Here is a 26,806-nt window from a genome sequence, read left to right as displayed (position 1 = left end):
GCCTCAGCGCTCGATCGTGCCGGTGCGGCGGATCTTCTTCTGCAGCAGCAGCACGCCGTAGAGCAGCGCCTCGGCGGTCGGCGGGCAGCCCGGGACGTAGATGTCGACCGGGACCACCCGGTCGCAGCCGCGCACCACCGAGTAGGAGTAGTGGTAGTAGCCCCCGCCGTTGGCGCATGAGCCCATCGAGATGACGTAGCGCGGCTCCGGCATCTGGTCGTAGACCTTGCGCAGCGCCGGGGCCATCTTGTTGGTCAGCGTGCCGGCGACGATCATCACGTCGGACTGGCGCGGCGAGCCGCGGGGCGCGAAGCCGAAGCGCTCGCAATCGTAGCGCGGCATCGACATCTGCATCATCTCGACGGCGCAGCAGGCGAGCCCGAAGGTCATCCACATCAGCGAGCCGGTGCGGGCCCAGGTGATGAGGTCGTCGGTGGTGGTGAGCAGGAAGCCGCGATCGGCGAGCTCGTCGCTGATCGTCAGGAAGGTCGGGTCGTTGGCGCCGATCGGCTTGCCGGTGGCCGGGTCGAGGATACCCTTCGGCTGCGGCGCGATCTCGGGGGCGCGGACGGTGGTGAGGGCCATGGTGGGGTCCGGTTCCTACGTCTCGGGGGCGGCTCTACGCGTTCCGGCTGCTAGTCCCACTCGAGGGCGCCCTTGCGCCACTCGTAGACGAAGCCGACGGTGAGCACGCCGAGGAAGGTCATCATCGACCAGAAGCCGAACCAGCCGAGGTCCCCGAACGTGATCGCCCACGGGAACAGGAAGGCCACCTCGAGGTCGAAGATGATGAACAGGATGGCGACGAGGTAGAAGCGCACGTCGAACTTCATGCGCGCGTCGTCGAAGGCGTTGAACCCGCACTCGTAGGCCGAGAGCTTTTCCGGGTCCGGGCTGTTGTAGGCCACCAGGAACGGGGCCACGAGGAGCGCCACGGCGATGAAGAGAGACACGCCGATGAAGATCACCAGCGGCAGATAATCCGACAGGAGGCCGTTCATCGAGCATCCCCAAGGGTTGGCGCGAGCGTTGGGCGCGGGCCCGCGCCGCGGGCCGCCGGGGCCGTCATCGGAACGGTTCCAAAGCCCGGAAGGTGCCGCGAGGCTTAAACGAGCGGGTATTGCGAAACAAGGGGCGTTCGCACCGCACAAACCGCGAACGTCTCCGCGCTACATAAGGACATGCACGCGGCGCACAACGCCGGCGGGCCGCGGCCTGCCGGGGAGTATCGTCGCAGGGGGGCCCTCCCCGCTCCCGGGCCGGGCCCGGACCGGTCGCCATGCCGCAGCGCGGGGCGACGGCGGGGCTCAGCCGTCGGAGAGGATCAGGGCCCAGAAGCGCTTGTAGCGGCTGCCGGGCGCGTCGACCCGGGCGATGCCGACGCGCCTGACCTGCGGCATCAGCATGTTGCGGTTGTGCTCGGGCGAGACCTGCCAGCGCTTCAGCACCTCGTCGAAGGTGGCCGAGCCCGCGCTCAGGTTCTCGGCGGCGTAGCGCCCGCCGAAGCCGGCCCGCTTGAGGCGCGCGTCGAAGGTGCCGCCGACCTCGTGCGACAGCCGTCCGGCGCGGGCGTTGGAATCGGCCTGGTACGAGGCGGCGCGGATCAAGGAGGAATCGACCGTCACCGGCCCGAGGCCGTGGCTCGCCCGGTAGCGCGAGATCGCCGCCGCCGCCGCGGCCTCGTCGAGGATCACCGGGCTCGTGGGCAGGTCGGGCGCCGGCAGGAGCGCGCTGCCGCTGCACCCGGCGAGCGCCAGGCCGACCCCCGCGAGGGCGGCGAGGACGAGCGGGCGCCGGGTCGCCCCGCAACGCGGGCTCCCGGCCGGCCGGGCTGGGGCCATCGAACGGAGCGGCTGGGGCATCGTCTCGTCAATCCTCGGGGCGGGCGGCGCGGCCCGGGCGAGTCCGGGCCGGCGGCGCCACCTGTGCGGGGATTGTGGCGATGTGCGGGCGGCCTCGGGCGGCCCGCGGCGTCGCCAGGAACCGTCGGACCTCGGCGCCGATGCTGGCCGATTGCTGCGCCACCGCACCGGCGGCCTGCAGCACCCGGCGGGCGGCGTCGCCGGTGGCCTCGGCGTCGAGGGCGAGGCCCTCGACCGCGCCGCGGACCGCGGCAGTGCCGGCGGCCGTCTCGGCGACGCCGTGCACGATCGCCTGCGTCGCCCCGACCTGGGTCTCGACGGCGGTCGCGAACCGGTCGGTGACGCCGTTGATCGCCCGGGCCCGCTCGGCGACCTCGCCCATCGCGGCGGTCGCCCGGCGGATCGTGTTCTGGATCGCCGCGACCTGGGCGGAGATCTCCTGCGTCGCCCGGTCGGTCTGGTCGGCGAAGAAGTCGTAGACGGCGACGCAGTTGTCGCCATCATACCGCATGGCGGTGGAGCGGCGCTGGACCGTCGCCATGGCGGCCTCGCGGGTCAACGTGCCGGCCTTCACCTCCGCCTCGAGGCCCGGCGCGGTCGCGACCACCACGTCGGTTAGGGCGCGGAGCTTCGCCACCCGCTCGCCGACCTGGCTGTCGTGGTTGGCGCGCAGGGCATGGAGCATCACCGCGCCGAGACCGAGCACGGTCGCCGCCATCAGGATGGCGAATTTCCGGCTCACGCCAATGTTGGACCAATAAATCCGCAGCACCGCATTCCATACGGGAATGCCTTAGGCCAACGATGATTGACGTTGCCTTAGGGTCAGATCTTGGAAGTCGTTTTTCAGCGAGGGAAATGGCGCGGGCGACGGGGCTCGAACCCGCGACCTCCGGCGTGACAGGCCGGCACTCTAACCAACTGAGCTACGCCCGCGCGGCGCGCTCGCTTCACCATGCAGCCTCGGCTTCCATTCCTCCGAGAGGAATGGCGCGGACGACGGGGCTCGAACCCGCGACCTCCGGCGTGACAGGCCGGCACTCTAACCGACTGAGCTACGTCCGCACATGGCGCATTGCACTACAGAAACGCCTTATCCCTGAAGGAAGTGGCGCGGACGACGGGGCTCGAACCCGCGACCTCCGGCGTGACAGGCCGGCACTCTAACCGACTGAGCTACGTCCGCCCGGCGTCTCGCAGTGCTGCGATGGCTGCGGTGTATGGGGAGCCCCCTACCCTGTCAAGCCGCCGGCTCAAGAAAGCCGGGAGGGGTTCCCGGGGTGCCGCGCGGGGTGTCGCCGGCCCATCGCACGCGGCCCGTTCCGCATCCGCGACAGGCCTCGCCGGCGCCCGTGGACAGAGCTTTGCCCCCCGCTGCAAAGGACCTTGTCCGTGCCGCAGCTTGCATGCAGCGTCTTGCATGCAGCGTCTTGCACTCGCGGCCCGAGCCCCTTAACGATGCCGGCACCCGGGCGGTTAGCTCAGTTGGTAGAGCATCTCGTTTACACCGAGAGGGTCGGCGGTTCGAGCCCGTCACCGCCCACCAATGCCCGCGATGGCTCAGGCCCTCGGTGCCGCCATCGGCAGGGCCCTTTCGCCATCCAATCCGCCAGAAGCCGCCGTCCGCGACCGGTCCCACGGTCTCGCCGGGCCATAGCCGCGCAAGGTCCTTGTCCGACCGGATCCGCATCGAGGTTCGAACACCGCGACGCGCCGACGCGGCGCAGCGGCGGCGACGGTTCAGCGCAGATCGTCCCACCATTCGGCGAGGCCCTGAGGGGATGCGGCGCCCGGATTGCTCTCGGCCCGTCGGAGATGGCGGTAGTCGCTCGGCGACACGCCGTAGGCCGCCTTGAATGCGCGGCTGCAATCGGACTCGCTCGAGAAGCCGCAGGCCCGGGAGAGATCGGAAATCCGGCCGCACTCGTCGGGGCTCGCCAGCAGGGCGCGCAGGCGCGCGAGCCGGTGGGAGCGGATCACGCGGGCGACGCCGCCGCTCGCCTCGAAGGCCCGATAGAGCACGGAGCGCGACACGCCGACGGCCCGCGAGACATCGTCGGGCGTCGTCCCCGGATGCGCATCGATGTAGCGTCGGGCCCGGCGGCGGCAGGCCGCCGCGCTGGCCGTCCGCACCGCGTCCGATGCTGGCGGGACGTGGCCTGCAAGCGTAAGGGCGAGGAGCTCCGCAGTCACTCGCTCCAACCGCTGGCGATCGCTCGCGCCGTGACGAGGTAGTTCGTCGAGCACGGAGTGCAGGAACCCGGTCAGCAGGCGTGCCCGATCCTGCGGCAGGACCGCACCGTGCAGGCGCCCGGGCTCGGGCGCGGCCACTTCGATCACGTCGCGGGGGATGGACAGCGTGATGACGCGGGCCTGGCTCGCCCTCGTCTCCATGGGCTGGCTCATGTCGATGAGGGCGCATTCGCCCGGTCCGACGATCCGGCTGCCGTTCGGCGTGCCGACCGTCAGGGCTCCGTCGAGGACGATCTGGGCCGTGAAGTGATCGAAGCCGTTGCGCAGAACCCGCCGGCGCGGGCGTGCATGCGCGACGCCCCGAAGCTGTCGGTCGAACAAGATCATGCCACCGAGTCGCTCGGCCGTCACCGCGACCGCGAAGGTCTCGTCCAGCCTCACCGCGTCGGCGGCTGTCGCGTAGAGGTCGTGATACGCCTCGAAGCCGCACTGACCGGATGGCGCTGCCAGGTCGGTCGACCAATTATTGCAGGGTGCCAGCGCCGTTATTGTGCGCGATCTACCGTGCTGTCGTCAAAATATTCAGTATTCTTGCGTGTAATATTTAACATATACAATCGGCAATGTTCACGGCTGCGCGAGCGAATTTGAGAGATTGCTCGCCATGACCGCGGATCATTGCGAAGGGTGATCGCGGAAGCTGGTCTTCCTCGGCGATTGCGTCGACAAGGGACCTGAGATTGCCCGCACCATCGGGGCCATCCGGCTCCTGCAGTCGCGTGAGCCCGATTCCGTCGTCTGCCTGATGGGAAACCGGGAAGTGGCGCTGCCGCGCGCCATGCACGATCCCCGACGGGCTGCCGCCTGGACGGCAACGGGTGGTAGCTGGACTCTCGCCTCTTACGCTGCCGCGGTCTTCGACCGGACCGCGCCGGATCCGGTCGCGTTCCTGCAGTCACGGATCGACTGATCTATGGCGCCCGGACGACTGAACCCGGGGGCTCGTCATCCCGTGCCCAAGGCCTCCAGGCGAAGCGGCACGATCTCGGCCGCGTTCTGAAGCGCCGGCCTTCATGGGTCCCGGGCCCCGCCTTCGGCGAGCCCCGGGATAATCAATGGGGTTGAATCCCGGTGGAGGACGCGCGCGGGGCCGCGTGCCTCAGCGATACGCCGCCGCGATCCCCAGGAAGTCCTCGGCCTTCAGGCTTGCGCCGCCGACGAGCGCGCCGTCGACGTTGGCGACGCCCATCAGCTCGGCCGCGTTCGAGGGCTTCACCGAGCCGCCGTAGAGGATGCGCAGCTTCGCCCCCTCGGCGCCGAGCCGGCCCTCGAGCTCCTTCCGGATCAGGGCGTGGACTTGCGCCACGTCGTTGACCGTCGGGGTGAGCCCGGTGCCGATCGCCCAGACCGGCTCGTAGGCGATCACCGTGTCGGCGGCGGTGGCGCCGTCGGGCAGCGAGCCGGCGAGCTGGCCGCCCACGACCTCGAGGGTCCGGCCGGCCTCGCGCTCCTCGCGGGTCTCGCCGACGCAGATGATGGCGACGAGGCCGGCGCGGCGCGCGGCCAGCGCCTTGGCGCGGATGTCGGCGTCGCTCTCGTGGTGGTAGGCCCGGCGCTCGGAATGGCCGACGATGGTGTAGCGCGCGCCGAGATCGGCCAGCATCTCGGCCGAGACGTTGCCGGTATAGGCGCCGTTCGCCTCGGCGTGGACGTCCTGGCCGCCGACCTGGACGGCTGAGCCCTTCAGCGCCGCGGCGGTCGCGCCGACGAGGGTCGCGGGCGGGCAGACCAGCACGTCGATGCGCGCGGCCAGCCCCGCATCGAGGCCGTCGCGGACCGCCTCGGCGACCGCCAGCGAAGCCTGGAGGCCGTTCATCTTCCAGTTTCCCGCCACCAGCGGACGCGGCCGTTCGGTCGTCATGTCTCTCCCCCGATCCTCGATCAAGCGTCGCCGGGTAACAGGTCCGCCGCCGGGCGGCAAACGTCCGGGGGGCGCTCTTTGCCTTGCGGCGCTTATGGGGTATCGCGGCCCCATCCGGGCGTCCCCTCGCGGCAGGCGCCCCCATGGCTTTTGAGGATCGCGATGCTCCAGGGGTTCCGCGCCGCCAGCCAGAGCTGGCTCGGCAAGATCGTGGTGACGGTGGTGTTCGGCCTCCTGATCGCGGGCCTCGCCATCTTCGGCATCGGCGACATCTTCCGCGGCGGCGGCAGCAACGCGGTCGCGACGGTGGGCAGCACGCAGATCCCGGCCGAGGCCCTGCGCACCGCCTACCAGAACCAGCTCCAGCGCCTGTCGCGCCAGAGCCGCCGGCCGATCACGCCGGATCAGGCCAAGGCGCTCGGCCTCGACCGCCAGGTGCTGGCCCAGCTGATCACCGAGGCCTCCCTCGACCAGAAGACCAAGGACCTCGGGCTGCGCATCCCGGATTCGACGGTGGTGCGGCTGATCCAGGAGGAGCCGGCCTTCAAGGGCACGAACGGCGCCTTCGACGTCAACACCTTCCGCGACACCCTGCGGCAGGCCGGCCTGACCGAGCAGGGCTTCGTGCAGGAGCAGCGCGCGGTCGCCGCCCGCCTCCAGCTCGCCGACGCGATCACCGCCGATCTGCCGGTCTCGCTCGCCGCCCGCGAGGCGATCCACCGCTACACCTCCGAGCGCCGCGCCGCCGCGACCTTCACCCTGCCGGATTCGGCCGCCGGCGAGATCCCGGCCCCGACCGACGAGCAGGTCACGACCTTCTACACCGAGCGCAAGGGCGCATTCCGGGCGCCCGAGTACCGCAGCGTGAACCTGCTGGTCCTCGATCCCGCGACGCTCGCCAAGCCCGACGCGGTGACGGACGCCGACGCCCGGGCCCGCTACGAGAGCGAGAAGACCCGCTTCGGCACGCCCGAGAAGCGGTCGATCCAGCAGATCGTCTTCCCCAACGACGCCGACGCGCAAGCCGCGCTCGCCCGCATCCGCGGCGGCCAGGCGACCTTCGACCAGGTCGCGACCGAGCGCGGCCTCGACGCCAAGGCGCTCGATCTCGGCACCTTCGCCAAGTCCGAGCTGTTCGACCCGGCGGTCGCCGACGCCGCCTTCGCCGCGGAGGCGAACGCCGTGAGCGAGCCGGTGAAGGGCCGCTTCGGCACGGTGCTCCTGCGGGTGACCGCGGTGCAGCCGGCGGCGCGCAAGCCGTTCCAGGAGGTGGCGGGCGAGATCCGCGCCGAGGTCGCCCTCGACAAGGCCCGGGACGGGCTGGAGAAGGTCCACGACGCGATCGAGGACCAGCGCGCCGGCGCCAAGCCGCTGGCCGACATCGCCCGCGACCAAGGCCTGACCCTCGTCAGCGTGCCGGCGGTCGACGCGCAGGGCCGCGATCCCCAGGGCAAGGCGGTGGAGGCCATCCCCGACAAGGACGCGACGCTGGCGGCGATCTTCCGCAGCGACATGGGTGCCGACAACGAGGCCCTGCGCACCCGCGCCGGCGGCTACGTCTGGTACGACGTGACCAAGGTCGACCCGGCCCACGACAAGCCCCTGGCCGAGGTCCGCGACGCCGTGACGGCCCAGTGGAAGGCCGACGAGGTCGCCCGCCGCCTCGCCGCCAAGGCCCGCGAGGCGACCGAGCGCCTCGACAAGGGCGAGGCGATCGAGGAGGTCGCGAAGTCCCTCGGCCAGGAGGCCAAGACCGTGACCGACCTCGCCCGCGGCCGCGGGCGCGACGGCCTCTCGGCCGAGAGCGTCGCCCGCATCTTCGCGACCCCGGTCGGCAAGGCCGGCACTGCCGCCGGCGATGACACCGCCCGGGCGGTGTTCCGGGTGACGAACGCCACGGTGCCGGCCTTCGTGCCGAGTGCGGCCGGTGCCGTCGCGGTGGAGCAGCAGTACCGCACGGCGCTGGCCGACGACATCCTGGCCCAGTACATCGCCGACGTGCAGAAGCAGGCCGGCGTCTCGGTCAACGATGCCGCCTTCCGGCGGGCCATCGGCGGCGAGTACTGATCCCGTGCTGGTCGCCCCCTCCCCCGAGGCCGCCGCCGCCGCCTATGCCGAGGGCCGGCCGGTCCTCCTGCGGACCACCCTGGTGGCGGATCTCGAGACCCCGGTCGCCGCCTTCCTGAAGCTGAAGGCCGGCCGCGACGGCGCCGCCTTCCTGCTTGAATCGGTCGAGGGCGGCGCCGTGCGCGGCCGCTACTCGATGATCGGGGTCGATCCCGACCTCGCCTGGCGCTGCGCCGACGGCCGGGCCGAACGGGCCGTGGCGCCCGACCTCGCGGCCTTCGCGCCCGAGGAGGCCGCCCCCCTCGACAGCCTGCGGGCGCTGATCGCCGAGAGCGCGATTCCGGCCGAGCCCGGCCTGCCCCCGATGGCCGCCGGCCTCTTCGGCTATCTCGGCTACGACATGGTGCGGGAGATGGAGCGGCTCGGCCCGGCCCATCCCGACCCGATCGGGGTGCCGGACGCGATCCTGGTCCGCCCGACCGTGATGGTGATCTTCGACGCGGTGCGCGACGAGATCGCGCTCGTGGCGCCGATCCGGCCGGTCGCCGGGATCTCGGCCAGGGCCGCCTACGAGCGGGCGCTTGCCCGGCTCGAAGCGGCCGCCGACGCCCTCGAGGGCCCGCTGCCGGTCGAGGCGCGCCAGAACCCGGCCGAGATCCCGACGCCGACCCAGGTCTCGAACGTCACGCCCGACGAGTTCCACACCATGGTGGCGCGGGCCAAGGAGTACATCGCCGCCGGCGACATCTTCCAGGTGGTGCTGTCGCAGCGCTTCGAATCGCCGTTCGGCCTGCCGGCCCTGGCGCTCTACCGGGCGCTGCGCCGCGTCAACCCGGCACCGTTCCTGTGCTTCCTCGATTTCGGCGGCTTCCAGATCGTCTGCTCCTCGCCCGAGATCCTGGTGCGGGTGCGCGACGGCGCGGTCACCATCCGGCCGATCGCCGGCACGCGGCCCCGCGGCGCCACGCCGGAGCAGGACCGGGCGCTGGCCGACGAGCTCCTGGCCGATCCCAAGGAGCGCTCCGAGCACCTGATGCTGCTCGATCTCGGCCGCAACGACGTCGGCCGCGTCGCCGAGATCGGCAGCGTGCGGGTGACGGATTCGTTCTTCCTCGAATTCTACAGCCAGGTCATGCACATCGTGTCGAACGTCGAGGGCCGCCTCGATCCCCGGCACGACGCCCTCTCGGCGCTCGCCGCGGGATTCCCCGCCGGCACGGTCTCGGGCGCCCCGAAGGTGCGGGCGATGCAGATCATCGACGAACTGGAGCGCGAGAAGCGCGGGCCCTACGGCGGCTGCATCGGGTATTTCGGCGCCGACGGCCAGATGGACACCTGCATCGTGCTGCGCACCGCCATCGTCAAGGACGGCCGGATGCACGTCCAGGCCGGGGCCGGCATCGTGCACGATTCGAATCCTGCCTCCGAGCAGCAGGAATGCATCAACAAGGCCAAGGCGCAGTTCCGGGCCGCGGAGGAGGCGGTGCGCTTCGCCGCGCAGGCGCGGCGGGGGCAGTAACGCTTGGTCGCGCCCGCAGCTATGCGATGGCGCCTTCAAGTCCACCAACGTCATCCTGGGGCCGCGCAGCGGAACCCGGGATCCATAACCGCTGACAGTCCAGGTTGAAGCGGAACGCTGCACACCTCATCCTGCCCCGTCAGCGGTTATGGATCCCGGGTTCTCGACTTCGTCGAGCCCCAGGATGACGTCGGGAGATGGCGGCGTCTGTGCGGCAGACAGCTTGCGCAGCCACTCAGAAAGGCTCTGACAGTTCCACCGGTCGAAAGAAGTGGCAGACCTACTTCCGGTTGGTGATCAGGCGATCGACGTTGCGGTCGGCCTCCCGGTTCTCCTTGTTCTGCTGCTTGACCGAGTTCTCGGTGTCGCGCTGTGGCATCTCATCAGATCACGCGGCTCTCAGCCGGCGTTCCATGAACACACTCAGCGGATCGTCGGTGTAGTCCGCGAACGGCCCCCGACGCACGAAGCCTGTCCTCTCGTAAAGGGCGAGCGCGGTGTGACTGACGATACCGGTCTCCAGGCGCAGGACGGCCATCCCGGCGCGATCCGCTTCGGCCAGCAACGCGTCGAGCATCTGCCGGGACAGGCCCCGTCCTCGTGCGTGTTCCTCGACCCATATCCGCTTGATCTCGGCCCAGTCGCCATGCTCGACCAGGGCACCAGTCGCGACCGCCCGGCCCTCGGCGTCACGCGCCACGAGGAAGCGCACGTTCGATGCGCGCAACCCTTCAAGAATCATATGGTGGTTGCTTTCAGCAGGATAAAGCGCGGCAGAATCCGCCTCGCCGTTGCGGAGCAGCGCGACGACCTCCGGCTGTGCCGGATCCTCCTGCCGGATGGTCGCCACTCTCGCTGGGTTGGGAGGCGTGGTCATCGTTGCACCGGCTTCCTGGAAAACCAACGATCGGATGCCCGAGCGGCAGCGCCGCAACTTGTCCCACGATGATCCCGGCGCGATCAAGTCACCCCTACTCCGCCGCCGCCGGACGCTGCGCCCCCTCGTGCCCCGGCGGCTCGTCCACCGCCCCCACGAACCGCCCGAGCAGCCGGCCCATCAGGCGCGAGAGATCGTCCATCAGCAGGAAGATCGCCGGCACGAACAGCAGCGACAGCAGGGTCGAGACGATCAGGCCCGAGATCACGGCGATCGCCATCGGCGAGCGGAACTCGCCGCCGATGCCGAAGGCCATCGCGCTCGGCACCATGCCGGCCGCCATGGCGATGGTCGTCATCACGATCGGTCGGGCACGCTTGGCGCCGGCCTGGGTAATGGCGGTGACGCGGTCGACCCCGCGGCTCATCTCCTCGACGGCGAAGTCGACCAGCATGATGGCGTTCTTCGTCACCACGCCCATCAGCATCAGGATGCCGATCACCACCGGCATCGAGATCGGCCGGTTGAAGACCAGGAGCCCGAGAATCGCGCCGCCGATCGAGAGCGGCAGCGAGAACAGGATGGTCAGCGGCTGGAAGAACGAGGCGAAGAGCAGGATCAGCACGCCCAGCACCATCATCAGGCCGGCACCCATCGCCAGGGCGAAGCCCTCGAACACCTCGCCCATCACCTCGGCGTCGCCGGTCTGGCGCAAGCTGATGCCGGGCGGCAGGTTGCGGGCGGTCGGGGTGTTCATCGCGAGCTTGATTTGCTCGCCGAGCGCGTCCGAGCCCTGCATGTTGGCCTCGAGCGCCACGCGCACCGCGCGGTCGTAGCGGTCGATCGCGGTGGGCCCGCGGCCGAGGCTGATGTCGGCCACCGCGGCGAGCGGCACAGAGGCGCCGTTCTTCGCCGGCACCTTCAGGCTCTCCAGCGCCGAGAGGTCGCCGCGCAGGGCCATCGGCAGCTGGACCCGGATCGGGATCTGCCGGTCGGTGGCGTTGAACTTGGCGAGGTTCTGGCCGATGTCGCCGATCGTCCCGACGCGGACCGTCTCGGCGATGGTGTCGGTCGAGACGCCGAGATCGGCGGCGACGCCGGGTTTCGGCCGGATGCGGACCTCGGTGCGGTCGAGGGGCGCGGTCGACATCACGTTGACGAGGTTGGGCAGCGTCGCGACCTCGCGCTGCATCTTCTCCGCCACCTCGGTCACCTGGGCGGTGTCGCCGCCCGCGACGATGAGGGTGAAGTCGCGCTGGCCGCCCTCGCGCAGCGACCAGTAGCGGACGTCCGCCTCGTCGCGCATCAGGTCCATGATCGCCGCCTCGACGTCGGCCTGCTTGCGGGCGCGGGCGTTCTTCGGCGTCAGGTTGATGGTGAAGGTGGCGAGCCGCACCTCCTTCTTGCCCGGCAGCTGCCGACCGCCATCGACGAAGACGGAGCGGACCTCCGGCAGGGTGCGGATGCGCTGCGCGATCCGGTCGGTGACGGCGATCGTGTCGTCGAGGCGCGCGCCCGGCGGCAGCTCGACCACCATCAGGGTGCGGGCGGCGTCCTCCTTGGGCAGGAAGCCGGCCGGCAGCAGGCTCGTCGACAGGATGGAGGCGGCAAACAGCGCCAGGCCGACCACCAGGGTCACGTATTTGTGCCGCACCGACCACAGGACGAGGCGGTTGTAGACCCGCATCACCGGGCCCTCGCGCTCCTCGTGGTGGCCGTGGTCGCGCAGGAAGTAGGCCGCCATCATCGGGGTGATGAGGCGCGCCACCAACAGCGACATGAAGACCGCCGCCGCGATGGTGAGGCCGAACTGCTTGAAGTACTGCCCGGCGATGCCGCCCATGAACGAGACGGGGGCGAAGATCGCGATCAGCGTCGCCGTGATGGCGATGACGGCAAGGCCGATCTCGTCGGCGCCCTCGATCGCGGCGCGGTAGGGCGACTTGCCCATCCGCATGTGGCGGACGATGTTCTCGATCTCGACGATCGCGTCGTCGACCAGGATGCCGGTGACGAGGGTGATGGCGAGGAGGCTCACCGCGTTGAGCGAGAAGCCCATCGCGCTCATCGCCCAGAAGGTCGGGAAGACCGAGAGCGGCAGGGCGACGGCGGCGATCAGCGTCGCGCGCCAGTCGCGCAGGAACAGGAACACCACCAGCACCGCCAGCGCCGCGCCCTCCATCAGGCTGTGCATGGCGGATTCGTAGTTGCCGATGGTGTTGGTGACCGAGGAGTCGATCCGGTCGAAGCGCACGCCCGGATAGGTCTGGCCCAGCTCCTCGATCTTCTTCGATACCACCTCGCCCACCGAGGCGTCGGAGGCGCCGCTCGCCCGCGAGATCGCGAAGGCGACGACCGGCTGGCCGTTGAGGCGTGCGAAGGTGCGGGGCTCCTCGGCCCCGTCGCTGAGCGTCGCGAGGTCGTCGAGCCGCACCTTGCGGCCGCCGGGCAGCACGATCGAGGTCGCCGCCAGGGTATCGAGGCTGGCCGACGCCGCGAGCGTGCGGATCGACTGCTCCTGTCCGCCGACCTCGGCCCGGCCGCCGGCCATGTCGGCGGAGGTGAGCCGCAACTGCCGGTTCACGTCGGCCGCCGTGATGCCGAGCGCCAGCAGCCGGTCGGGCTTGAGGGTGACGCGGACCTCGCGGGCGACGCCCCCTAAGCGCTCGACGCCGCCGACGCCGCGCAGGCCCTGGATCTGGCGCGCCACCACGTCGTCCACGAACCACGACAGGTCCTCGGGCGTCATCGCGGGCGCCGAGGCGCCGTAGACCATGATCGGCAGGCCGGCGATCTCGACCCGGGCGATAATCGGCTCGTCGATCGTCCGCGGCAGGTTCATCCTGACCTTGGCGATCGCGTCCTTCACGTCGTTGACGGCGCGATCGGTGTTCACCTCGAGGCGGAACTCGATCGTCGTGGTCGAGGTGCCCTCGGTGATCGACGAGATGATGTGCTTGACGCCCTTCACCCCCGCCACCGCGTCCTCGACCCACTTCGTGACCTGGGTCTGCAATTCGCTCGGCGCGGCGCCGGCCTGGGTCACCGTCACCGAGACGATCGGGATGTCGATGTTGGGGAAGCGGGTGATCGGCAGGCTGCGGAAGCTCACGAGGCCGAGCAGCCCGAGCACCAGGAAGAGCACGATCGAGGGGATCGGCTTGCGGATCGCCCAGGCGGAGACGTTCAGGCGCATCGAGCGGACCCGGTCAGGAGAGGAAGGCGGACGAGGCGGGCGTCGGGGACGTCCAAGAGTCGGGAAGAGGGCGTCAGGGACGCCGGAGAACTGAGGAAGAGGGCGTCAGGGACGCCCTGCCTCGGCGGTCGCCGGCATCGCGGGGTAGATCGGCCGCACCCGGTCGCCGTCGCGCAGGAAGCTGCCGGCCCGGGCCACCACGGCGTCCCCGGCCTTGACCCCGTCGCGGGCCTCGATGAAGCCGCCAGCCGACAGGCCGGTGCGGATCGAGCGCAGCTCGACCCGCTCGCCCGAGACCACCAGCACGGTCGGGCCCGACGGGCCGTAGACCACCGAGGCGAGGGGCACGGCGACGCCGGTGCGCCGCGCCGCCTCGACGGCGCCGCGGGCAAACGCGCCGATGCGCAGGCGCGGATCGGCGTCGAGCTTGATGCGGACCTTGCCGAGCCGCGTCGCCCGGTCGATCTCCGGGTAGACCACCCGGACGCGCCCCGAGACCGAGACCGGCCCGTCGGGCGTATCGAGGTCGAGGCTCGCCGGGGCGCCGGCGCGCAGGCGCGCCAGCCCGGTCTCCGGCACCTCGCCCTCGAGCTCGATCTCGCCGCGGGCGATCAGGCGAAACAGCGGCTCGCCGGAGGCGCTTGCCGTGGCGCCGACCCGGGCGGTGCGGCGGCTGACGATGCCGCCCTCCGGCGCGCGGATCTCGGTGCGGGCGAGCTTCAGGTCGAGTTCGGTGCGCTGGGCCCGCGCCTGGGCGAGGTCGGCCTGGGCGATGGCGAGCCCGTTGCGGGCGGCCGAGAGCCGGCCATCCGCGCCCTTGGCGGCGGATTCGCGCTGCTCCAGCACCGCCGCGGTGCCGTTGCCGGTCTTCATCAGCGACTGGGCGCGCTCCAGCGACAGGGCGGCCTCGGTCTGGGCGGCCTCCGCCTGCACGATAGTGCTGCGCGCCTGCGCCACCGCGCCCTCGGCCCGGGCGATGGCGGCGGCGTTCTGGGCGAGCTGGGTGTCGATCATCTCGCGCGAGAGCCGCGCCAGCACCGCGCCCTTGGCGACCCGGTCGCCCTCCTCCACCAGCAGTTCGGTGATGCGGCAGCCCTCGATCTCCGGGGAGACCAGGATCTCGTCGCGGGGCACCAGCGACCCGGTGACGACGGCGCGCTCGACGATCTCGCGCTCGGCCGCCACCGCGACGGTGACCGCGGGGGCGGGCGCCGCCGCGACGACGGGAGCCGACGGCGCGGTCTCGGCCAGGGCCGGAACGGCGGCGGAGGTCGCAGCGAGGGCCGCCGCGAGGGTGAGGGCCGGGATGCCGGCGCGGCGACGGGGGCGGGTCATCGGTCGGATTCCGGGGTGGTCGTCGGGTCGAAGCGGCCGTCGAGCGCCGCGCCGACGAGGGTCAGCATGGCGTCGATGACGGGGCCGGTGGCGAAGTCGGGCGAGAGGGCGCGGCGCACCATGATGCCGTCGGCCATCACCATCGCGAGGCGGGCGAGCGCCTCCGGGTCGGCGCCGGCCTTCGGCGGATCGGCGCGGTCCTGCGCCAGCCGGTAGAGCGACGTGAGCCGTCCCGCGATCTCGCGCTCGAAGTCCCGGCAGATCGCCGCCATGGCGGGGTTGCGGGTCGCCTCGGCCCACATCTCCAGGCACAGGACCGCCTTCTCGGCCGGTGCCTCGGCGAGGTGGCGGCGCGCGAGGCCGGTGAAGGCCTGCATCAGGTCCGGGGCGGCCTCGATGCCGGAAAAGTCCTCCGCCACGGCGGCGCGGTCGCGCTCGGCAAGGCCGGCGACGATCGCGTCCTTCGAGCGGAAGTAGCGGTAGAGGTTGCCGGGGCTCATCCCGGCCTCCGCCGCCACGTCGTGCATCGTGGCGCGGTGGAAGCCGTGGCGGACGAAGCAGGCCTCCGCCGCATCGAGGATGCGGGTGCGGCGCTCCTCGGCCGAATCGAGGCGGGCGGGACTCTGGGAGGGCGGCACGCGGTGTCGTTTCCGAGAATGAACGTTCATTCTCTACACCCAGGGCATGACACCGCGCAATGACCGATCGGCTGCAACTTCTCGTGCCCGCTCCGCGTTGAGGGGACGAATGTCAGTGATCACGGGAAGGAACAGCGCGATGGCCATCTTCCAGGTTCGGCAGGCCGCGACCGGTGCGATCCTTTGGACCGGCGGTGCCGCGGACGAGCAGCAGGCCCTCGACGCCATGGCGCGCGAGGCCGGGTACACCGATTTCGCGGCCATCCCGGAATCCCTGCGGAGCACCAAGGTGGACCGGCTCAACCTCGGCTGAGCCGGCCCCCGGACCCTCGAGACCACCAAAGAGAAGCCGGGATTCGTCCCGGCTTTTTTGTGTTAAGGCATCGTTACCGATTTTGGTTAACGCCCGGTTACCGGGCAGGTCGTGCCTGCCCGCGATCGTTCCGGTGCCACCCCGGCCGCAGGCTTCGCCTGACGCTGCCGCGCTACCAGGATCGCCGCCTGGTTCCGGCGAGGGCGGCAGCCGCATCTCCTGGGAGGACGACGCCGTCGCCCTCGTCGACGAGATCGAGCGCTCGGCCCATCTCCGCCGGCGCTTCACCGTCGGGTACTGATCTACAGGCCGATCAGCTCGGCGATCAGGTCGGCGCCGGCGGCGGGCGAGCGCTCGCCCGCCGCCACCATCCGCTCGGCCTCCGCTGTGGTCTTGCGCACCTCGGCGCTGCCGGTGAGGCGCTGGTGCAATCGCTCGTGGACGAGCGCCCACATCCACTTCACGTCCTGGTCCCGGCGCTTGGCGGCGATCTCGCCCGTGGCGGTGAGCTTGCGGCGGTGGTCGAGCACCGCGTCCCACAGGGCATCGAGGCCCTGGCCGGACAGTCCCGAAATCGTCGCCACCGGCGGCGACCATGTGGCGCTCGCCGGGGTCAGGATGTGCAGCGCGGCGCGGTATTCGGCCGCCGCCGCCATGGCGCGCCGCATTCCCTCCTCGCCGTCGGCCTTGTTGACGGCGATCATGTCGGCGAGTTCGAGGATGCCCTTCTTGATGCCCTGCAATTCGTCGCCGGCGCCGGGCAGCATCAGGACGAGGAAGAAATCGGTGAGGTCGGCGACCGCGGTCTCGGACTGGCCGACGCCCACGGTCTCGACCAGCACCACGTCGAAGCCGGCGGCCTCGCACAGCAGCATCGTCTCGCGGGTCTTGGCGGCGACGCCCCCGAGGGTGCCCGACGAGGGCGAGGGCCGGATGAAGGCATTCGGATCGACCGCGAGACGAGCCATCCGGGTCTTGTCGCCGAGGATCGAGCCGCCGGTGCGCGACGAGCTCGGATCGACCGCCAGCACCGCGACCTTGTGGCCCCGCGCCGTCAGGGCGGCGCCGAGCGCGTCGATGGTGGTGGACTTGCCCACGCCGGGCACGCCGGTGATGCCGACCCGCACCGCCTTGCCGGCATGCGGCAGGGCGGCGTCGAGGAGCCCGCGGGCGGCGGCGCGGTGGTCGGCCCGCTTCGATTCGACCAGCGTGATGGCACGGGCGAGGGCGGCGCGGTTGCCGGACAGGAGCTGGGTGAGATCGGGGGCCGGGACGGTCATGGCGACCTTTCTGCCGGCTCGCCGGGCCCCCGTCGAGGGCCCGGGCTGTGGACGAAAGGTCGGGGAAGCGTAACCTTCGGGCAACAGGCGGGGCCTCGCCCGGTCCCTTCGCCGCGGCATTCCCCGGCGCGACGCGCCACGGCCACGATCATGCCGCATCCCCAGCCCCAAAGCCGGGGCGAGTGCCGCATCCCGAGTAGGACGCCATGACCACGAACGCCGCGCCGACGCGCCGGGGCCTTGCCCGCCTCGGCCTCTCCGCCCTCGCCAGCCTGTCGCTGGGCGGCTGCTTCGGCGACGGGCTCCTCGGCGAGTCCCCGGGTCCCGAGAAGCAATCCGCCCTCGACGTGAGCCCGGTGCTCCTCATCGCCACGACCCGCCGCTCCGCCGACCCGGCCGGGCGCCCGCCCTACTTCACCGACCAGCGCGGGCGCGGCCTGTCCTTCGCGACCGTGCGGCTCGCGGTGCCGGACCGTTCGCTGATCGGCAAGGTCTCGGCGGTGGTCACCGGGGACTGGCGCATCGCCGCCGCCCCCCGGGTGGTCACCGGGCCGGAGGCCGCCACTGCCTTCGCGGAAGCCGCGCTCGGGCGCGACGTGCTGCTCTACGTCCACGGCTACCGCGAGTCGTTCGAGACCGCGGCGGTGAGCGCGGCGCAGCTCTCCGACGGCATCCGCTTTCGCGGCGTGTCGGGCCTGTTCAGCTGGCCATCCGCCGGCAAGACCTTCGATTACGGCTACGACCGCGAGAGCGCGCTGTGGTCGCGCGACGCCTTCGAGGACCTGCTGCGGGCGCTCGCGATCTCGCAGGGCGGGCGGATCCACATCGTCGCCCACTCGATGGGGACGCTCCTCACCCTCGAGACCCTGCGCATGCTGCGGGCCGACGCCGGCGAGGCCGCCCTCGACCGGATCGGCGCCATCGTGCTCGCCGCCCCCGACATCGACATCGACCTGTTCACCAACGGCATCGAGCGCCTCGGGACCGCGGCGCAGAAGATCACGGTGATCTCCTCGACGAACGACCGGGCGCTCGAACTCTCCAGCACCATCGCGGGCGGCGTGACGCGGGCGGGCGCGGCCGACCGCAGCCGCCTCGAGGCGCTCGGCGTGCGCGTCGCCGATGCGTCCGACTACGGCAGCGGCCTCATCAACCACGACCTCTTCCTGTCGAACGTCGAGGTCCAGCAGGTGATCAAGCGGGCGGTGGCGCGGGCGGACGGGCGGTAAGCAGATTTCGCGGAAGCGGTTATCGGTTCGGCGCCGAACATCTGCGACAGAACAAGAACCTAAGCGGGCGACGCGTTGGCCTGCCCACGGCACACGACAGCGACGTCAATCCGCGATGATTGTCTCTCCCACCCGCGACCTCATCCTGAGGCGTTGGTCGATCTTCGATCGACTGACCTCGAAGGGAAACCTCCAGATGTCGCTGCAATTTCTGGAGCCCTCCTTCGAGGCTCAGCGATCTTCGATCACGTGCGATCTTTGATCGCCAACACCTCAGGATGAGGTGGTGTATGGGAAAGCCTTGACGCAGAAAAGCTTTACGCCCCTGTCGTGTACCGTGCGGCCTTCCAACGCAAGTCTGCTCGGGCGCGGGTCACTCCCCCAGCCGTACCGCAACCTCGTTGCGGCGCAGAAACGGGATCGCGAAGGGCGGGTCGTAGCCCATGAAGAATGGGGCCGCGGCCGTCGCCTTGCCGGCGCTCGCCAGCACCCCGGTCAGGATGCGCTCCTGCTCGACCCTCGCCTCCGGGGTGATGCGGCCGGAGAAGCGAAGCGCCGCGATCCGCTCCGGCGGCACCCGCACCAGCCGCACCCCGGCCTCGGTCGGCTCCGGCGCACCGGCATCCGCCACGGCATGGGGCAGGAAGAACCGCATCGTGCCGCCGGTCCCCTGCTCGACCGGCACCGTCATGGCGATGCGCCGGCCGCCGGTCTCGACGGGCGCCGTCATGGCGATGCGGTCGCCCGCCCGGTTGGCCCCGGTGATGTAGCGGAAGAGCCGCCCGAAGGCCTCGCCGTCGCCTTGCCCGCCACCTTGCCCGCGCGCGTCGGTCTCGACCGCGACGCGGGCCTCGTAGGCGCGGATCTCGACGCCGCGATCGAGCCGCTCCACCACCGCGTAGCGGGGCTGGTCGTAGAAGGTCCGGATCCCGACGACGCCGAGGACCGACTCGAACAGGGTGACGGCGTAGTAGGCGAGCTTGTCCATGGCGTCACAGCGGCAGGGCGTGGCTGATCAGGACGACGGGGCGGCCGACATGGGCGTTGTCGGCGATCTCCGCGACGATGAAGCGGGCCACGTCGGCCCGGGCGATCAGGCCGTTCTTCCACGAGGACGGCCGGTCGAGCACCCGGTAGCGCCCGGTCGCGGCACCGCCGGTCAGCACGCCGGGGCGCACCAGGGTCCAGTCGAGCCCGCTCTGGCGGATGCGGATCTCCTGGGCGTCCTTGTCGTCGTAGGCGCGCCCGAAGACGAGACGGAAGGGCAGCCGCTGCAGCGGGCCGATCGCCGCCCGGCTGTCGCCCGCGCCGAAGCCCGTCACCGCGACGAGCCGGCGTACGCCCGCCTTCTCCATCGCCGGCACGAGCACGTTCGTCGCGTCGGAGAACAGGTGCACCGGACCGAGCAGGTCGCGGGCCGGCACCCCGAGGGCCTGCACCACGGCGTCGACGCCCTGGAGCGCCCCCGTCACGTCGGCGGAGGACAGGGCGTCGCCGGGAAAGCGTTCGAGGTTGGGGTCGGAGAGGTCGATCTTGCCCGCCGAGCGGGCAAAGGCCCGCACCCGATGCCCCGCCGCGAGCGCCGCCTTGACCGTCTCCAGGCCGATGCCCTGGCTGGCGCCGATGACGAGGAGATGCGGCATGGAGGAATCCCGGATCGGTGGGGTTGCGAACGCTCCCTATGAAGCGCCGGGGAGGCCGGCCGGTTTCCCCGCTCGGCGCAGATTCCGGCCGGTGCGCGACACTGCGCCACGACGCGGTATCCTGGAGCACGGGCGCAACCCGTCGCGGGCCTCGCGGGTTCACGCTCGATCCGTGAGGGCTCGTCCATGCCGCTTCCCGCCCCGCTCGACCGCGCCGAGGCCGTCGTCTTCGACGCCTACGGCACGCTTCTTGACGTCCACTCCGCCGTGCAGCGCCACGCCGCCGCGATCGGCCCGCAATCGCAGGCCCTGTCGGAGACCTGGCGGCAGAAGCAGCTCGAATATTCATGGGTGCTGGCGCTGTGCGGGCGCTACGCACCGTTCTGGACCCTGACCGAACGGGCCCTCGACTTCGCCCTCGCCAGGCATCCGGACGTCGATGCCGGCGTGCGGGACGCTCTCTTGGAGGCCTACCGGTCGCTCGACGCCTACGGGGAGGTGCCCGACACCCTCGACGCCCTGCGCCGGGCGGGGCTGAAGACCGCGATCCTGTCGAACGGCGACCCCGCGATGCTGGACGCGGCCGTGACGGCGGCGGGGCTGTCGGGCCGGCTCGACGCGGTCCTGTCGGTCGATCCCGCGGGCACCTTCAAGACCGCGCCGCGGGCCTACGACCTGGCGCCGCGGGCGCTCGCGGTCGAGCGCGAGCGGATCGTCTTCCTGTCCTCGAACCGCTGGGACATCGCCGGGGCGTCGGCCTACGGCTTCGCCCCGGTCTGGGTCAACCGGACCGGCCAGCCCGACGAATACCCGGACCTCGCACCGGTCCGGGTGATCCGCTCCCTCGACGGTCTCCTGACCTGACGCGGGCTTGCAGCCCGGCGCGGGCTACTCGCCCGCCATCGGGCGGACGGTGCCCGGCAGCGCGGCGGTCGCGCCCTCGCGGCGGCGGTAGATCAGCAGGGTGGCGATCAGCCCGCAGGCGCCCGCGAAGGCCATCCACAGGCCCGGCGCCGCCTTGTTGTCGAGCGCCTGGATCAGCCAGGTCGAGACGACCGGGGTGAAGCCGCCGAAGATCGCCGTGGCGAGCGAATAGGCGAGCGAGAAGCCGGTGGTGCGGACGTTGGCCGGCACGATCTCGGTCAGCGCCACCACCATCGCGCCGTTATAGCTGCCGTAAAGGAATGACAGCCACAACAGCGTGATCAGCATGTTGGTGAACGAGATGTTGGAGGTGAGCCAGGCCAAGGCCGGGTAGGCGGTGAGCAGGGTCAGGCCTGAGAACACCAGCAAGATCGGCTTGCGGCCGATCTTGTCGGAGAGCGCGCCCATCACCGGCAGCCAGAACAGGTTCGACAGGGCGGTGAGGAAGGTCACGATCAGGCTGTCGGTCTCGGACAGCTTGAGCACGCTCTTGCCGAAGGTCGGGGTGTAGACCGTGATGGTGTAGAACGACACCGTGGTCATCACCACGAGCAGCATGCCGAGCAGCACGATCTTCCAGTTCTGGCCCAGCGAGGCAAACACCTCGGGCAGCGACGGGCGGTGCTTGCGGTGCAGGAACTCCTGGGTCTCCTCCAGCGAGCGCCGGATGTAGAACAGGAACGGCACGATCATGCAGCCGATGAAGAACGGGATGCGCCAGCCCCAGTCCGACATCTGGGCCGGCATGAGGGTCCGGCTCAGGGTAAAGCCGATCAGCGCCGCCACCATCACGGCGACCTGCTGGCTGCCCGACTGCCAGGAGACGTAGAAGCCCTTGCGGCCGGGCGTCGCCATCTCGGCGAGGTAGACCGACACGCCGCCGAGCTCGACGCCCGCCGAGAAGCCCTGGAGCAGGCGGCCGATCAGCACCAGGAACGGCGCCGCGAGGCCGATGGTCTGGTAGGACGGCACGAAGGCGATCAGCACCGTGCCGGCGGCCATGATGCCGAGGGTTACGATGAGGCCCTGGCGCCGGCCGATCCGGTCGACATAGGCGCCGAGGAAGATCGCCCCGAGCGGCCGCATCAGGAAGCCGGCGCCGAAGGCCATGAAGGTGAACATCAGCGAGGCGAACTCGTTCTCGGCCGGGAAGAAGGCCTTCGAGATGTGGCTCGCGTAGATGCCGAACAGAAAGAAGTCGAACATCTCCAGGAAGTTGCCGCTCGTGACGCGCAACACCGTGGCGACCTTCGATCCCTGCGGACCGTGGACCGGACCTGCCATGACGCTTCCTCCCGATGTCGGGCTTGCCTTCGCCCTCTCTAGCGCCAACCGTCGCACGTTTGACAGAGAAATCTAATCCCGTGGAATCGGTGGCGAGGGCGCCGTCGACGGCTTAATCGACGGACGAGGTGCCGCGACGGGCGCCGCCGGGAGGTTCCATGAGCGAGACGACACCGCATCACCACGCCGGGCGGACCCGGCGACGCGCCCTCCCCCGGCTCGCCGCCCTTCTGGCGGCGGGGCTCGCGCTCGCCGGCCCGGCGAAGGCCGCCGAGGTCCGGGTGATGATTTCCGGCGGCTTCACCGCCGCCTACCAGGCCCTGGTTCCGGGTTTCGAGACGAAGACCGGCGACACGGTCGCGACCGCCTACGGCCCCTCGATGGGGACGGCGCCCGAGGCGATCCCGGTGCGGCTCGCCCGCGGCGAGCCGGCCGACGTGGTGATCATGGTCGGCTACGCCCTCGACGCTCTCGACAAGGAGGGCCGGATCGAGCCGGGCAGCAAGGTCGCGCTCGCCGATTCGCGCATCGCGCTGGCGGTCAAGGCCGGCGCCAAGGTGCCCGACATCGCCACCCTCGACGCCTTCAAGCGGGCACTGCTCGGCGCCGCCTCGATCGCCTACTCGGACAGCGCCAGCGGCGTCTACATCGAGAAGGAGATGTACAGGAAGCTGGGTCTCGAGAAGGAGCTGGCGCCCAAGAGCCGGATGATCGTCGCCGAGCGCGTCGGCAACGTCGTCGCCCGCGGCGACGCGGAGTTCGGCTTCCAGCAGGTCGCCGAACTGAAGCCCGTCCCGGGCATCACCATCGTCGGGCCGGTCCCGCCCGAGGTGCAGAAGGTGACGGTGTTCTCGGCCGGGATCCCGAAGGGCGCGCAGCACCCGGAGGCGGCCCGGGCCCTGATCGCCTGGCTGTCCGCCCCGGAGCATGCCGGCACGGTGGCCGGGACCGGCCTCGACCCGATCTCGGCGCGCTAACCCCCGATTCACGACAAGGGAGAATCCGAGGGATCGGATTCACCACCTCTTCACGCCGTCCGGCGCCTCATGGGCTCCACACAACAGGTCTCGCGCCGCCCGGAGACGGGCCGGCTCAAGCGGGCGGGGACGGCATCATGCGACATGGTCGGACGCCCGGAGCGGCGGCGCGCGAGCACGCGCCGCTGCTCCGGCAGGAGAAGAACGCGCATCAGCGCTACCTCGCGGCGCCGGGCTACCACCCGGGCGCCCTGCTGATCGCGGCCGTCGGTCCGGCGCTCGGGGCGGCGATCGTGGCGGTGATCGCGCTCGGGCTGCGGGTCAGCCTGTAGGCGGAGCCCGGCCGGCACGACGAAAGCGCCGGGGTTGGCAGCCGGCGGCGCATGAACGATGATCGGGTCTATCCCGCGAGCAGGCCGGGCTGACCGGGAAGCGGCCGCAAGCATTCGATGCCCGCATCGATCGGCCGGCGACGGACTTCCGCGAAAAGGCTTCCTTCGTGATCCGCGACACCGACCGCCCCGATCAGGCGCACGGCTATTCCTACAACAGGGGCGGCATCAGCAACCAGAAGATCGCCCTTCTCGGCCTGTTCCTGAAGGCGATGACGGGCGAGAATCGTTGCGTCGTCCTGCCCGATATCGTGATCTTCGACCAGATCACGTTCATCCACAAGCGCGTCCCGATCGCGACGGCGTTCGACGTGGCGCGCCTACGGGATTTCGCGGAGTCCATCGGCGTCACCATCCTCGATCGCGATCCCGCCGGGGACGAGGGCGGCTGGGAGTATTTCCATCACGGCGAGCGCCACATCGCCGGCACGGCGGCGGCCGGGGAGCTCGACCGCGACGGCGTCGCCGCCCGGTTCCTGCGCGCCCTGGTGCCGTCAGCGCGCACCGCGCCCGACGTGGCGAGGCTGCGCGACATCGTGCTCGACGAGCGGGGCATCACCCACGTGGTCCAGATGCGCATCGAGCGCGATTGGGAGTTCCACGTCCGGACCCGGGTCGATCCGGAAGTCGGCTTCAACGAGGACAACCTGCACACGGCCGAGAGCATCGCCCGCAAGTTCCGCGCGACGCATCCCGACGGTGCCGCGAAGATCTACGTCGTCTGCGACGAGGCGGCGCTCGTCGACGGAAAGGACCGGATCCGGCAATCCCTGCGCGAGCATTTCGACATCGAGGCGTTCTGGAAGTCCGACCTGCTGCCGCGCTTCCAGTCGGACGACGCGAACCTGCTCGAGCTCTCGCTGGCGGATTTCGAGATCGCGCTCGCGGCAGGAGCCTTCGTGGGGACGTCGCGGTCGACCTTCTCGGGGATGGCCGCACTGGAGCGCTTCGCCCAGACCGGGAGCGTGGAGAACCACAGCCTCTACAACGCGCTCGGTCCGAGGCTGGCGGTCCGGCACGACCGGGGCGCCTTCCGGTCGGCGCGCCTGGCGACGGCCGAGTCGGTCGCCGATCCGTCCTGCGGCTACGAGCTGGGCCTGATCCTGGAGACGGCCGGCCGGCTGCGGCCGGCGCACGATCGCTACCTGGCGCGAGGCGCGTTCGGCGGGCCCGACCGGGAGGAGGTCTATCTCGCGCTCTACCGCGCGGCGCGCCTGAAGGCCGCGCTCGGCGACGAGCCGCAGGCGGTGCTCGACGCGTTCGCGCGGGCGGCCGGCATCGGTGCGTCGCGGGCGGAGGCGCTGCACGCCGCCGCCCGGCACGCCCGCACGCATGGCCGCCACGAGGAGGCCTACGGGTTCGCGGCGCGCGGCCTCGGCATCGGCCTGCCCGCCGAGGGCCGGGCCGTCGAGGCCTGGATCCACGACTGGGCGCTGCTCGACGAGTACGCCGTCGCCGCCTCCTGGACGGGGCGTCCCGCCGACACCCTCCGGGCCTGCCTGCAGCTCCTGACGGGGGGCAAGCTGCCGGCCGAGCACCGCGACCGCATCGTCGCCAACGCGAAGTTCGCCATCGACCGCATCGCCGGGCTGTAGGCGTCTCGCCGCCCGATCCGGGACGACGGGCAATCCGGGGCGCGGGCCCCGCGCCAAACGGCCGGATTGCGGAACCGGGCGCCCGGCCGCAAGGTCACACGACCATGCGGCGCCACCTTCCCCTCGTCCTCGCGGCCATCCTCGCCCTCGTGGCGACGGCCCTGCTCGCCTACCAGTGGCTCGGGCAGCCCACGACGTTGCGCGTCGCCGTCGGGCCGGCGGGCAGCGAGGACGCCCGCCTGATGGCGGCGGTGGCGCAATCCCTCGCCCGCACCCACGAGGAGGTGCGCCTGCGGCTGGTGCCGACGAGCGGCGTCGCCGAGAGCGCGCGGATGGCCGAGATCGGCCGCGCCGACCTCGCCGTAGTGCGCTCCGACGTCGGCATTCCGGCGAGCACCCAGACCGTGGCGATCCTGCATCGCGACGCGGCCCTGCTGCTGGCGACCGACCCGTCCCTCTCCGCCGTGCCGGACCTGCGCGGCAAGCGGATCGGGATCGTGCGCAACCCCGCCGCCAACCTCCGGCTGCTGGCGAGCCTGCTCGCCCACTACGACGTGCCGGCCGACGCCGTGACGACGGTCCCGCTCGGCGACGGGCAGGAAGCCGGCGAGGCGCTGCGCGAGGGCAAGGTCGACGCCGTGCTGACCGTCAGCCCGCTGATCGGCCGCACCGCCGGCGACGTCGTGGCGAGCATCGGGCGCACCGGCGGCACCCCGGCCTTCGTGCCGATCGGCGAGGCGGCGGTGCTGGCCCGGCGTTGGCCGGCGCTGGAGAGCGTCGAGATCGCCCGCGGCACCTTCGGCGGCACGCCGCCGCGCCCGGCCGAGACCGTCACCACGGTCGGGGTCAGCCACCGGCTGGTGGCCCAGGCGCGCCTCGCCGATTCGGTGGTGTCGGAGCTGACGCGACTTCTCTTCGTCATCCGGCCCGCCCTCGCCGTCGAGGTGCCGCTCGCCAACCAGATCGAGGCGCCCGAGACCTCGAAGAGCGCCTCGCTCCCGGTCCATCCCGGCGCGCAGGCCTATTACGAGGGCGAGGTCGAGAGCTTCTTCGAGCGCTACGGCGACTGGTTCTACCTCCTGGTGATGTGCGTCTCGATCCTCGGCTCGGCCGCCGCCACCCTGGTGTCACGCGCCGCCAACAGGTCGCGGGCCCGGGACATGGCGCTCCTGCGCCAGCTCCTCGCCATCGTGCGGGCGAGCCGCGACGTCGAGGACGAACTGGAATTGTCCGACCTCGAGCGCCAGGCCGACGAGATCCTGGCCGCGGCCCTGGCCCGGGCGGGGACCGGCGCCATCGACAATGCCGGCGTGGCGGCCTTCACGCTGGGCCTCGACCAGGCGCGGCGCGCCATCGCCGAGCGCCGGGCGGTGCTGGTCGAGCGGCACGCCGCCGGGCCGGACCCGCTCTCCGCCGCGGCCGAGTAGGCGGCCGTCTCGCGAGGGCCGTCTCGCGAGGGCCGTCCTGGGAGGACCGTCGCGACAGCCCCCTTGCGAAGTGGCGCCACACCTTATATTGCGACGCAATAGTTTTCCCCCGGCTCGATGCGTCCGGCTGCCAT

Annotated in this window: 23 protein-coding genes and 4 tRNA genes; 10 read left to right on the top strand and 17 right to left on the bottom strand. The window is 71.3% G+C overall.

Annotation, left to right across the window (positions count from 1 at the left end):
* Positions 1-3: 3 nt before the first annotated feature.
* The 7 genes from HPY23_RS04655 to HPY23_RS04625 form a co-directional block, all read right to left on the bottom strand.
* On the bottom strand, positions 4-585 hold the full coding sequence (locus HPY23_RS04655; RefSeq protein WP_048425437.1) for a NuoB/complex I 20 kDa subunit family protein: 582 nt from the start codon (positions 583-585) through the stop codon (positions 4-6).
* Between the two features lie 50 nt (positions 586-635).
* Positions 636-1,001 (bottom strand): NADH-quinone oxidoreductase subunit A, encoded by a 366-nt coding sequence (locus HPY23_RS04650; protein ID WP_060845602.1) that lies wholly within the window; start codon positions 999-1,001, stop codon positions 636-638.
* 306 nt (positions 1,002-1,307) lie between these two features.
* Positions 1,308-1,862, bottom strand: coding sequence for a CAP domain-containing protein (locus HPY23_RS04645; RefSeq protein ID WP_082742373.1), 555 nt, complete (start codon positions 1,860-1,862; stop codon positions 1,308-1,310).
* 7 nt (positions 1,863-1,869) lie between these two features.
* Positions 1,870-2,604 carry a hypothetical protein gene (locus tag HPY23_RS04640; protein ID WP_139234945.1) on the bottom strand — a complete coding sequence of 245 codons (735 nt, stop codon included), beginning with the start codon at positions 2,602-2,604 and terminating at the stop codon, positions 1,870-1,872.
* Between the two features lie 117 nt (positions 2,605-2,721).
* Positions 2,722-2,798: transfer RNA gene (locus HPY23_RS04635), tRNA-Asp, on the bottom strand.
* A 52-nt stretch (positions 2,799-2,850) separates the two neighbouring features.
* Positions 2,851-2,927, bottom strand: a tRNA-Asp gene (locus HPY23_RS04630).
* A gap of 44 nt (positions 2,928-2,971) precedes the next feature.
* Positions 2,972-3,048: transfer RNA gene (locus HPY23_RS04625), tRNA-Asp, on the bottom strand.
* Positions 3,049-3,332: 284 nt separating this feature from the next.
* Here HPY23_RS04625 and HPY23_RS04620 point away from each other — a divergent pair.
* Positions 3,333-3,408: transfer RNA gene (locus tag HPY23_RS04620), tRNA-Val, on the top strand.
* Between the two features lie 194 nt (positions 3,409-3,602).
* Here HPY23_RS04620 and HPY23_RS04615 read toward each other — a convergent pair.
* Positions 3,603-4,496 carry a helix-turn-helix domain-containing protein gene (locus tag HPY23_RS04615; protein WP_091886111.1) on the bottom strand — a complete coding sequence of 298 codons (894 nt, stop codon included), beginning with the start codon at positions 4,494-4,496 and terminating at the stop codon, positions 3,603-3,605.
* 718 nt (positions 4,497-5,214) lie between these two features.
* Positions 5,215-5,976: a triose-phosphate isomerase gene (gene tpiA, locus HPY23_RS04610; RefSeq protein ID WP_091886109.1), complete on the bottom strand. Its 762-nt coding sequence runs from the start codon at positions 5,974-5,976 to the stop codon at positions 5,215-5,217.
* A gap of 162 nt (positions 5,977-6,138) precedes the next feature.
* On the opposite strand from tpiA, the gene HPY23_RS04605 reads away from it, so the two are divergent.
* The gene (locus tag HPY23_RS04605; protein ID WP_091886106.1) at positions 6,139-8,043 is read left to right on the top strand and encodes a SurA N-terminal domain-containing protein; all 1,905 of its coding nucleotides are present in this window, start codon (positions 6,139-6,141) and stop codon (positions 8,041-8,043) included.
* Positions 8,044-8,047: 4 nt separating this feature from the next.
* Positions 8,048-9,562: an anthranilate synthase component I gene (gene trpE / locus HPY23_RS04600; RefSeq protein WP_091886103.1), complete on the top strand. Its 1,515-nt coding sequence runs from the start codon at positions 8,048-8,050 to the stop codon at positions 9,560-9,562.
* 388 nt (positions 9,563-9,950) lie between these two features.
* On the opposite strand, the gene HPY23_RS04595 is transcribed toward trpE, so the two are convergent.
* From HPY23_RS04595 to HPY23_RS04580, 4 genes are all read right to left on the bottom strand, one after another.
* Positions 9,951-10,439, bottom strand: a complete 489-nt coding sequence (locus tag HPY23_RS04595; protein ID WP_091886100.1) for a GNAT family N-acetyltransferase — start codon at positions 10,437-10,439, stop codon at positions 9,951-9,953.
* A gap of 94 nt (positions 10,440-10,533) precedes the next feature.
* On the bottom strand, positions 10,534-13,635 hold the full coding sequence (locus HPY23_RS04590; RefSeq protein WP_091886098.1) for an efflux RND transporter permease subunit: 3,102 nt from the start codon (positions 13,633-13,635) through the stop codon (positions 10,534-10,536).
* Between the two features lie 105 nt (positions 13,636-13,740).
* On the bottom strand, positions 13,741-14,970 hold the full coding sequence (locus tag HPY23_RS04585) for an efflux RND transporter periplasmic adaptor subunit (RefSeq protein ID WP_091886095.1): 1,230 nt from the start codon (positions 14,968-14,970) through the stop codon (positions 13,741-13,743).
* Positions 14,967-15,608, bottom strand: a complete 642-nt coding sequence (locus tag HPY23_RS04580) for a TetR/AcrR family transcriptional regulator (protein ID WP_244537569.1) — start codon at positions 15,606-15,608, stop codon at positions 14,967-14,969. Before HPY23_RS04580 ends, HPY23_RS04585 begins: the two co-directional genes overlap by 4 nt.
* 139 nt (positions 15,609-15,747) lie before the next feature.
* Here HPY23_RS04580 and HPY23_RS04575 point away from each other — a divergent pair, with 139 nt between their 5' ends.
* On the top strand, positions 15,748-15,921 hold the full coding sequence (locus HPY23_RS04575) for a hypothetical protein (protein WP_167543872.1): 174 nt from the start codon (positions 15,748-15,750) through the stop codon (positions 15,919-15,921).
* Positions 15,922-16,223: 302 nt separating this feature from the next.
* Here the strand turns inward: HPY23_RS04575 and meaB are convergent, their stop codons facing one another.
* Complete coding sequence (gene meaB, locus HPY23_RS04570) at positions 16,224-17,201, bottom strand: methylmalonyl Co-A mutase-associated GTPase MeaB (protein ID WP_091886089.1); 978 nt, start codon at positions 17,199-17,201, stop codon at positions 16,224-16,226.
* Positions 17,202-17,407: 206 nt separating this feature from the next.
* Between meaB and HPY23_RS04565 the strand changes: the two genes are divergently transcribed.
* A complete protein-coding gene (locus HPY23_RS04565; RefSeq protein ID WP_091886086.1) occupies positions 17,408-18,430 on the top strand; it encodes an alpha/beta hydrolase in 1,023 nt (340 codons plus the stop codon).
* Positions 18,431-18,803: 373 nt separating this feature from the next.
* On the opposite strand, the gene HPY23_RS04560 is transcribed toward HPY23_RS04565, so the two are convergent.
* Complete coding sequence (locus HPY23_RS04560) at positions 18,804-19,418, bottom strand: SOUL family heme-binding protein (protein WP_091886083.1); 615 nt, start codon at positions 19,416-19,418, stop codon at positions 18,804-18,806.
* Between the two features lie 4 nt (positions 19,419-19,422).
* A complete protein-coding gene (locus HPY23_RS04555; RefSeq protein WP_091886080.1) occupies positions 19,423-20,073 on the bottom strand; it encodes an NAD(P)-dependent oxidoreductase in 651 nt (216 codons plus the stop codon).
* Between the two features lie 186 nt (positions 20,074-20,259).
* Here HPY23_RS04555 and HPY23_RS04550 point away from each other — a divergent pair, with 186 nt between their 5' ends.
* Positions 20,260-20,937 (top strand): haloacid dehalogenase type II, encoded by a 678-nt coding sequence (locus HPY23_RS04550; protein ID WP_091886077.1) that lies wholly within the window; start codon positions 20,260-20,262, stop codon positions 20,935-20,937.
* A gap of 24 nt (positions 20,938-20,961) precedes the next feature.
* Here HPY23_RS04550 and tcuC read toward each other — a convergent pair whose 3' ends face one another.
* Entirely contained in the window at positions 20,962-22,281 is a 1,320-nt protein-coding gene (gene tcuC / locus HPY23_RS04545; protein WP_091886074.1) for an MFS transporter, read from the bottom strand.
* Between the two features lie 158 nt (positions 22,282-22,439).
* On the opposite strand from tcuC, the gene HPY23_RS04540 reads away from it, so the two are divergent.
* The 4 genes from HPY23_RS04540 to HPY23_RS04525 all read left to right on the top strand — a co-directional run bounded on the left by HPY23_RS04540 (position 22,440) and on the right by HPY23_RS04525 (position 26,672).
* A complete protein-coding gene (locus HPY23_RS04540) occupies positions 22,440-23,258 on the top strand; it encodes a substrate-binding domain-containing protein (RefSeq protein WP_091886071.1) in 819 nt (272 codons plus the stop codon).
* A 137-nt stretch (positions 23,259-23,395) separates the two neighbouring features.
* Positions 23,396-23,590 (top strand): hypothetical protein, encoded by a 195-nt coding sequence (locus HPY23_RS04535; RefSeq protein WP_139234944.1) that lies wholly within the window; start codon positions 23,396-23,398, stop codon positions 23,588-23,590.
* A 167-nt stretch (positions 23,591-23,757) separates the two neighbouring features.
* The gene (locus HPY23_RS04530; RefSeq protein WP_091886065.1) at positions 23,758-25,245 is read left to right on the top strand and encodes an O-fucosyltransferase family protein; all 1,488 of its coding nucleotides are present in this window, start codon (positions 23,758-23,760) and stop codon (positions 25,243-25,245) included.
* A gap of 104 nt (positions 25,246-25,349) precedes the next feature.
* Positions 25,350-26,672 (top strand): TAXI family TRAP transporter solute-binding subunit, encoded by a 1,323-nt coding sequence (locus HPY23_RS04525; protein WP_091886062.1) that lies wholly within the window; start codon positions 25,350-25,352, stop codon positions 26,670-26,672.
* The last annotated feature ends 134 nt before the right edge of the window (positions 26,673-26,806 follow it).

Origin of the sequence: Methylobacterium ajmalii, from assembly GCF_016613415.1 — a bacterium.
GTDB classification, from domain to species: domain Bacteria; phylum Pseudomonadota; class Alphaproteobacteria; order Rhizobiales; family Beijerinckiaceae; genus Methylobacterium; species Methylobacterium ajmalii.
The sequence above is the reverse complement of the archived record's forward strand: the minus strand, read 5'-3'. Positions and strand labels throughout refer to the sequence as shown.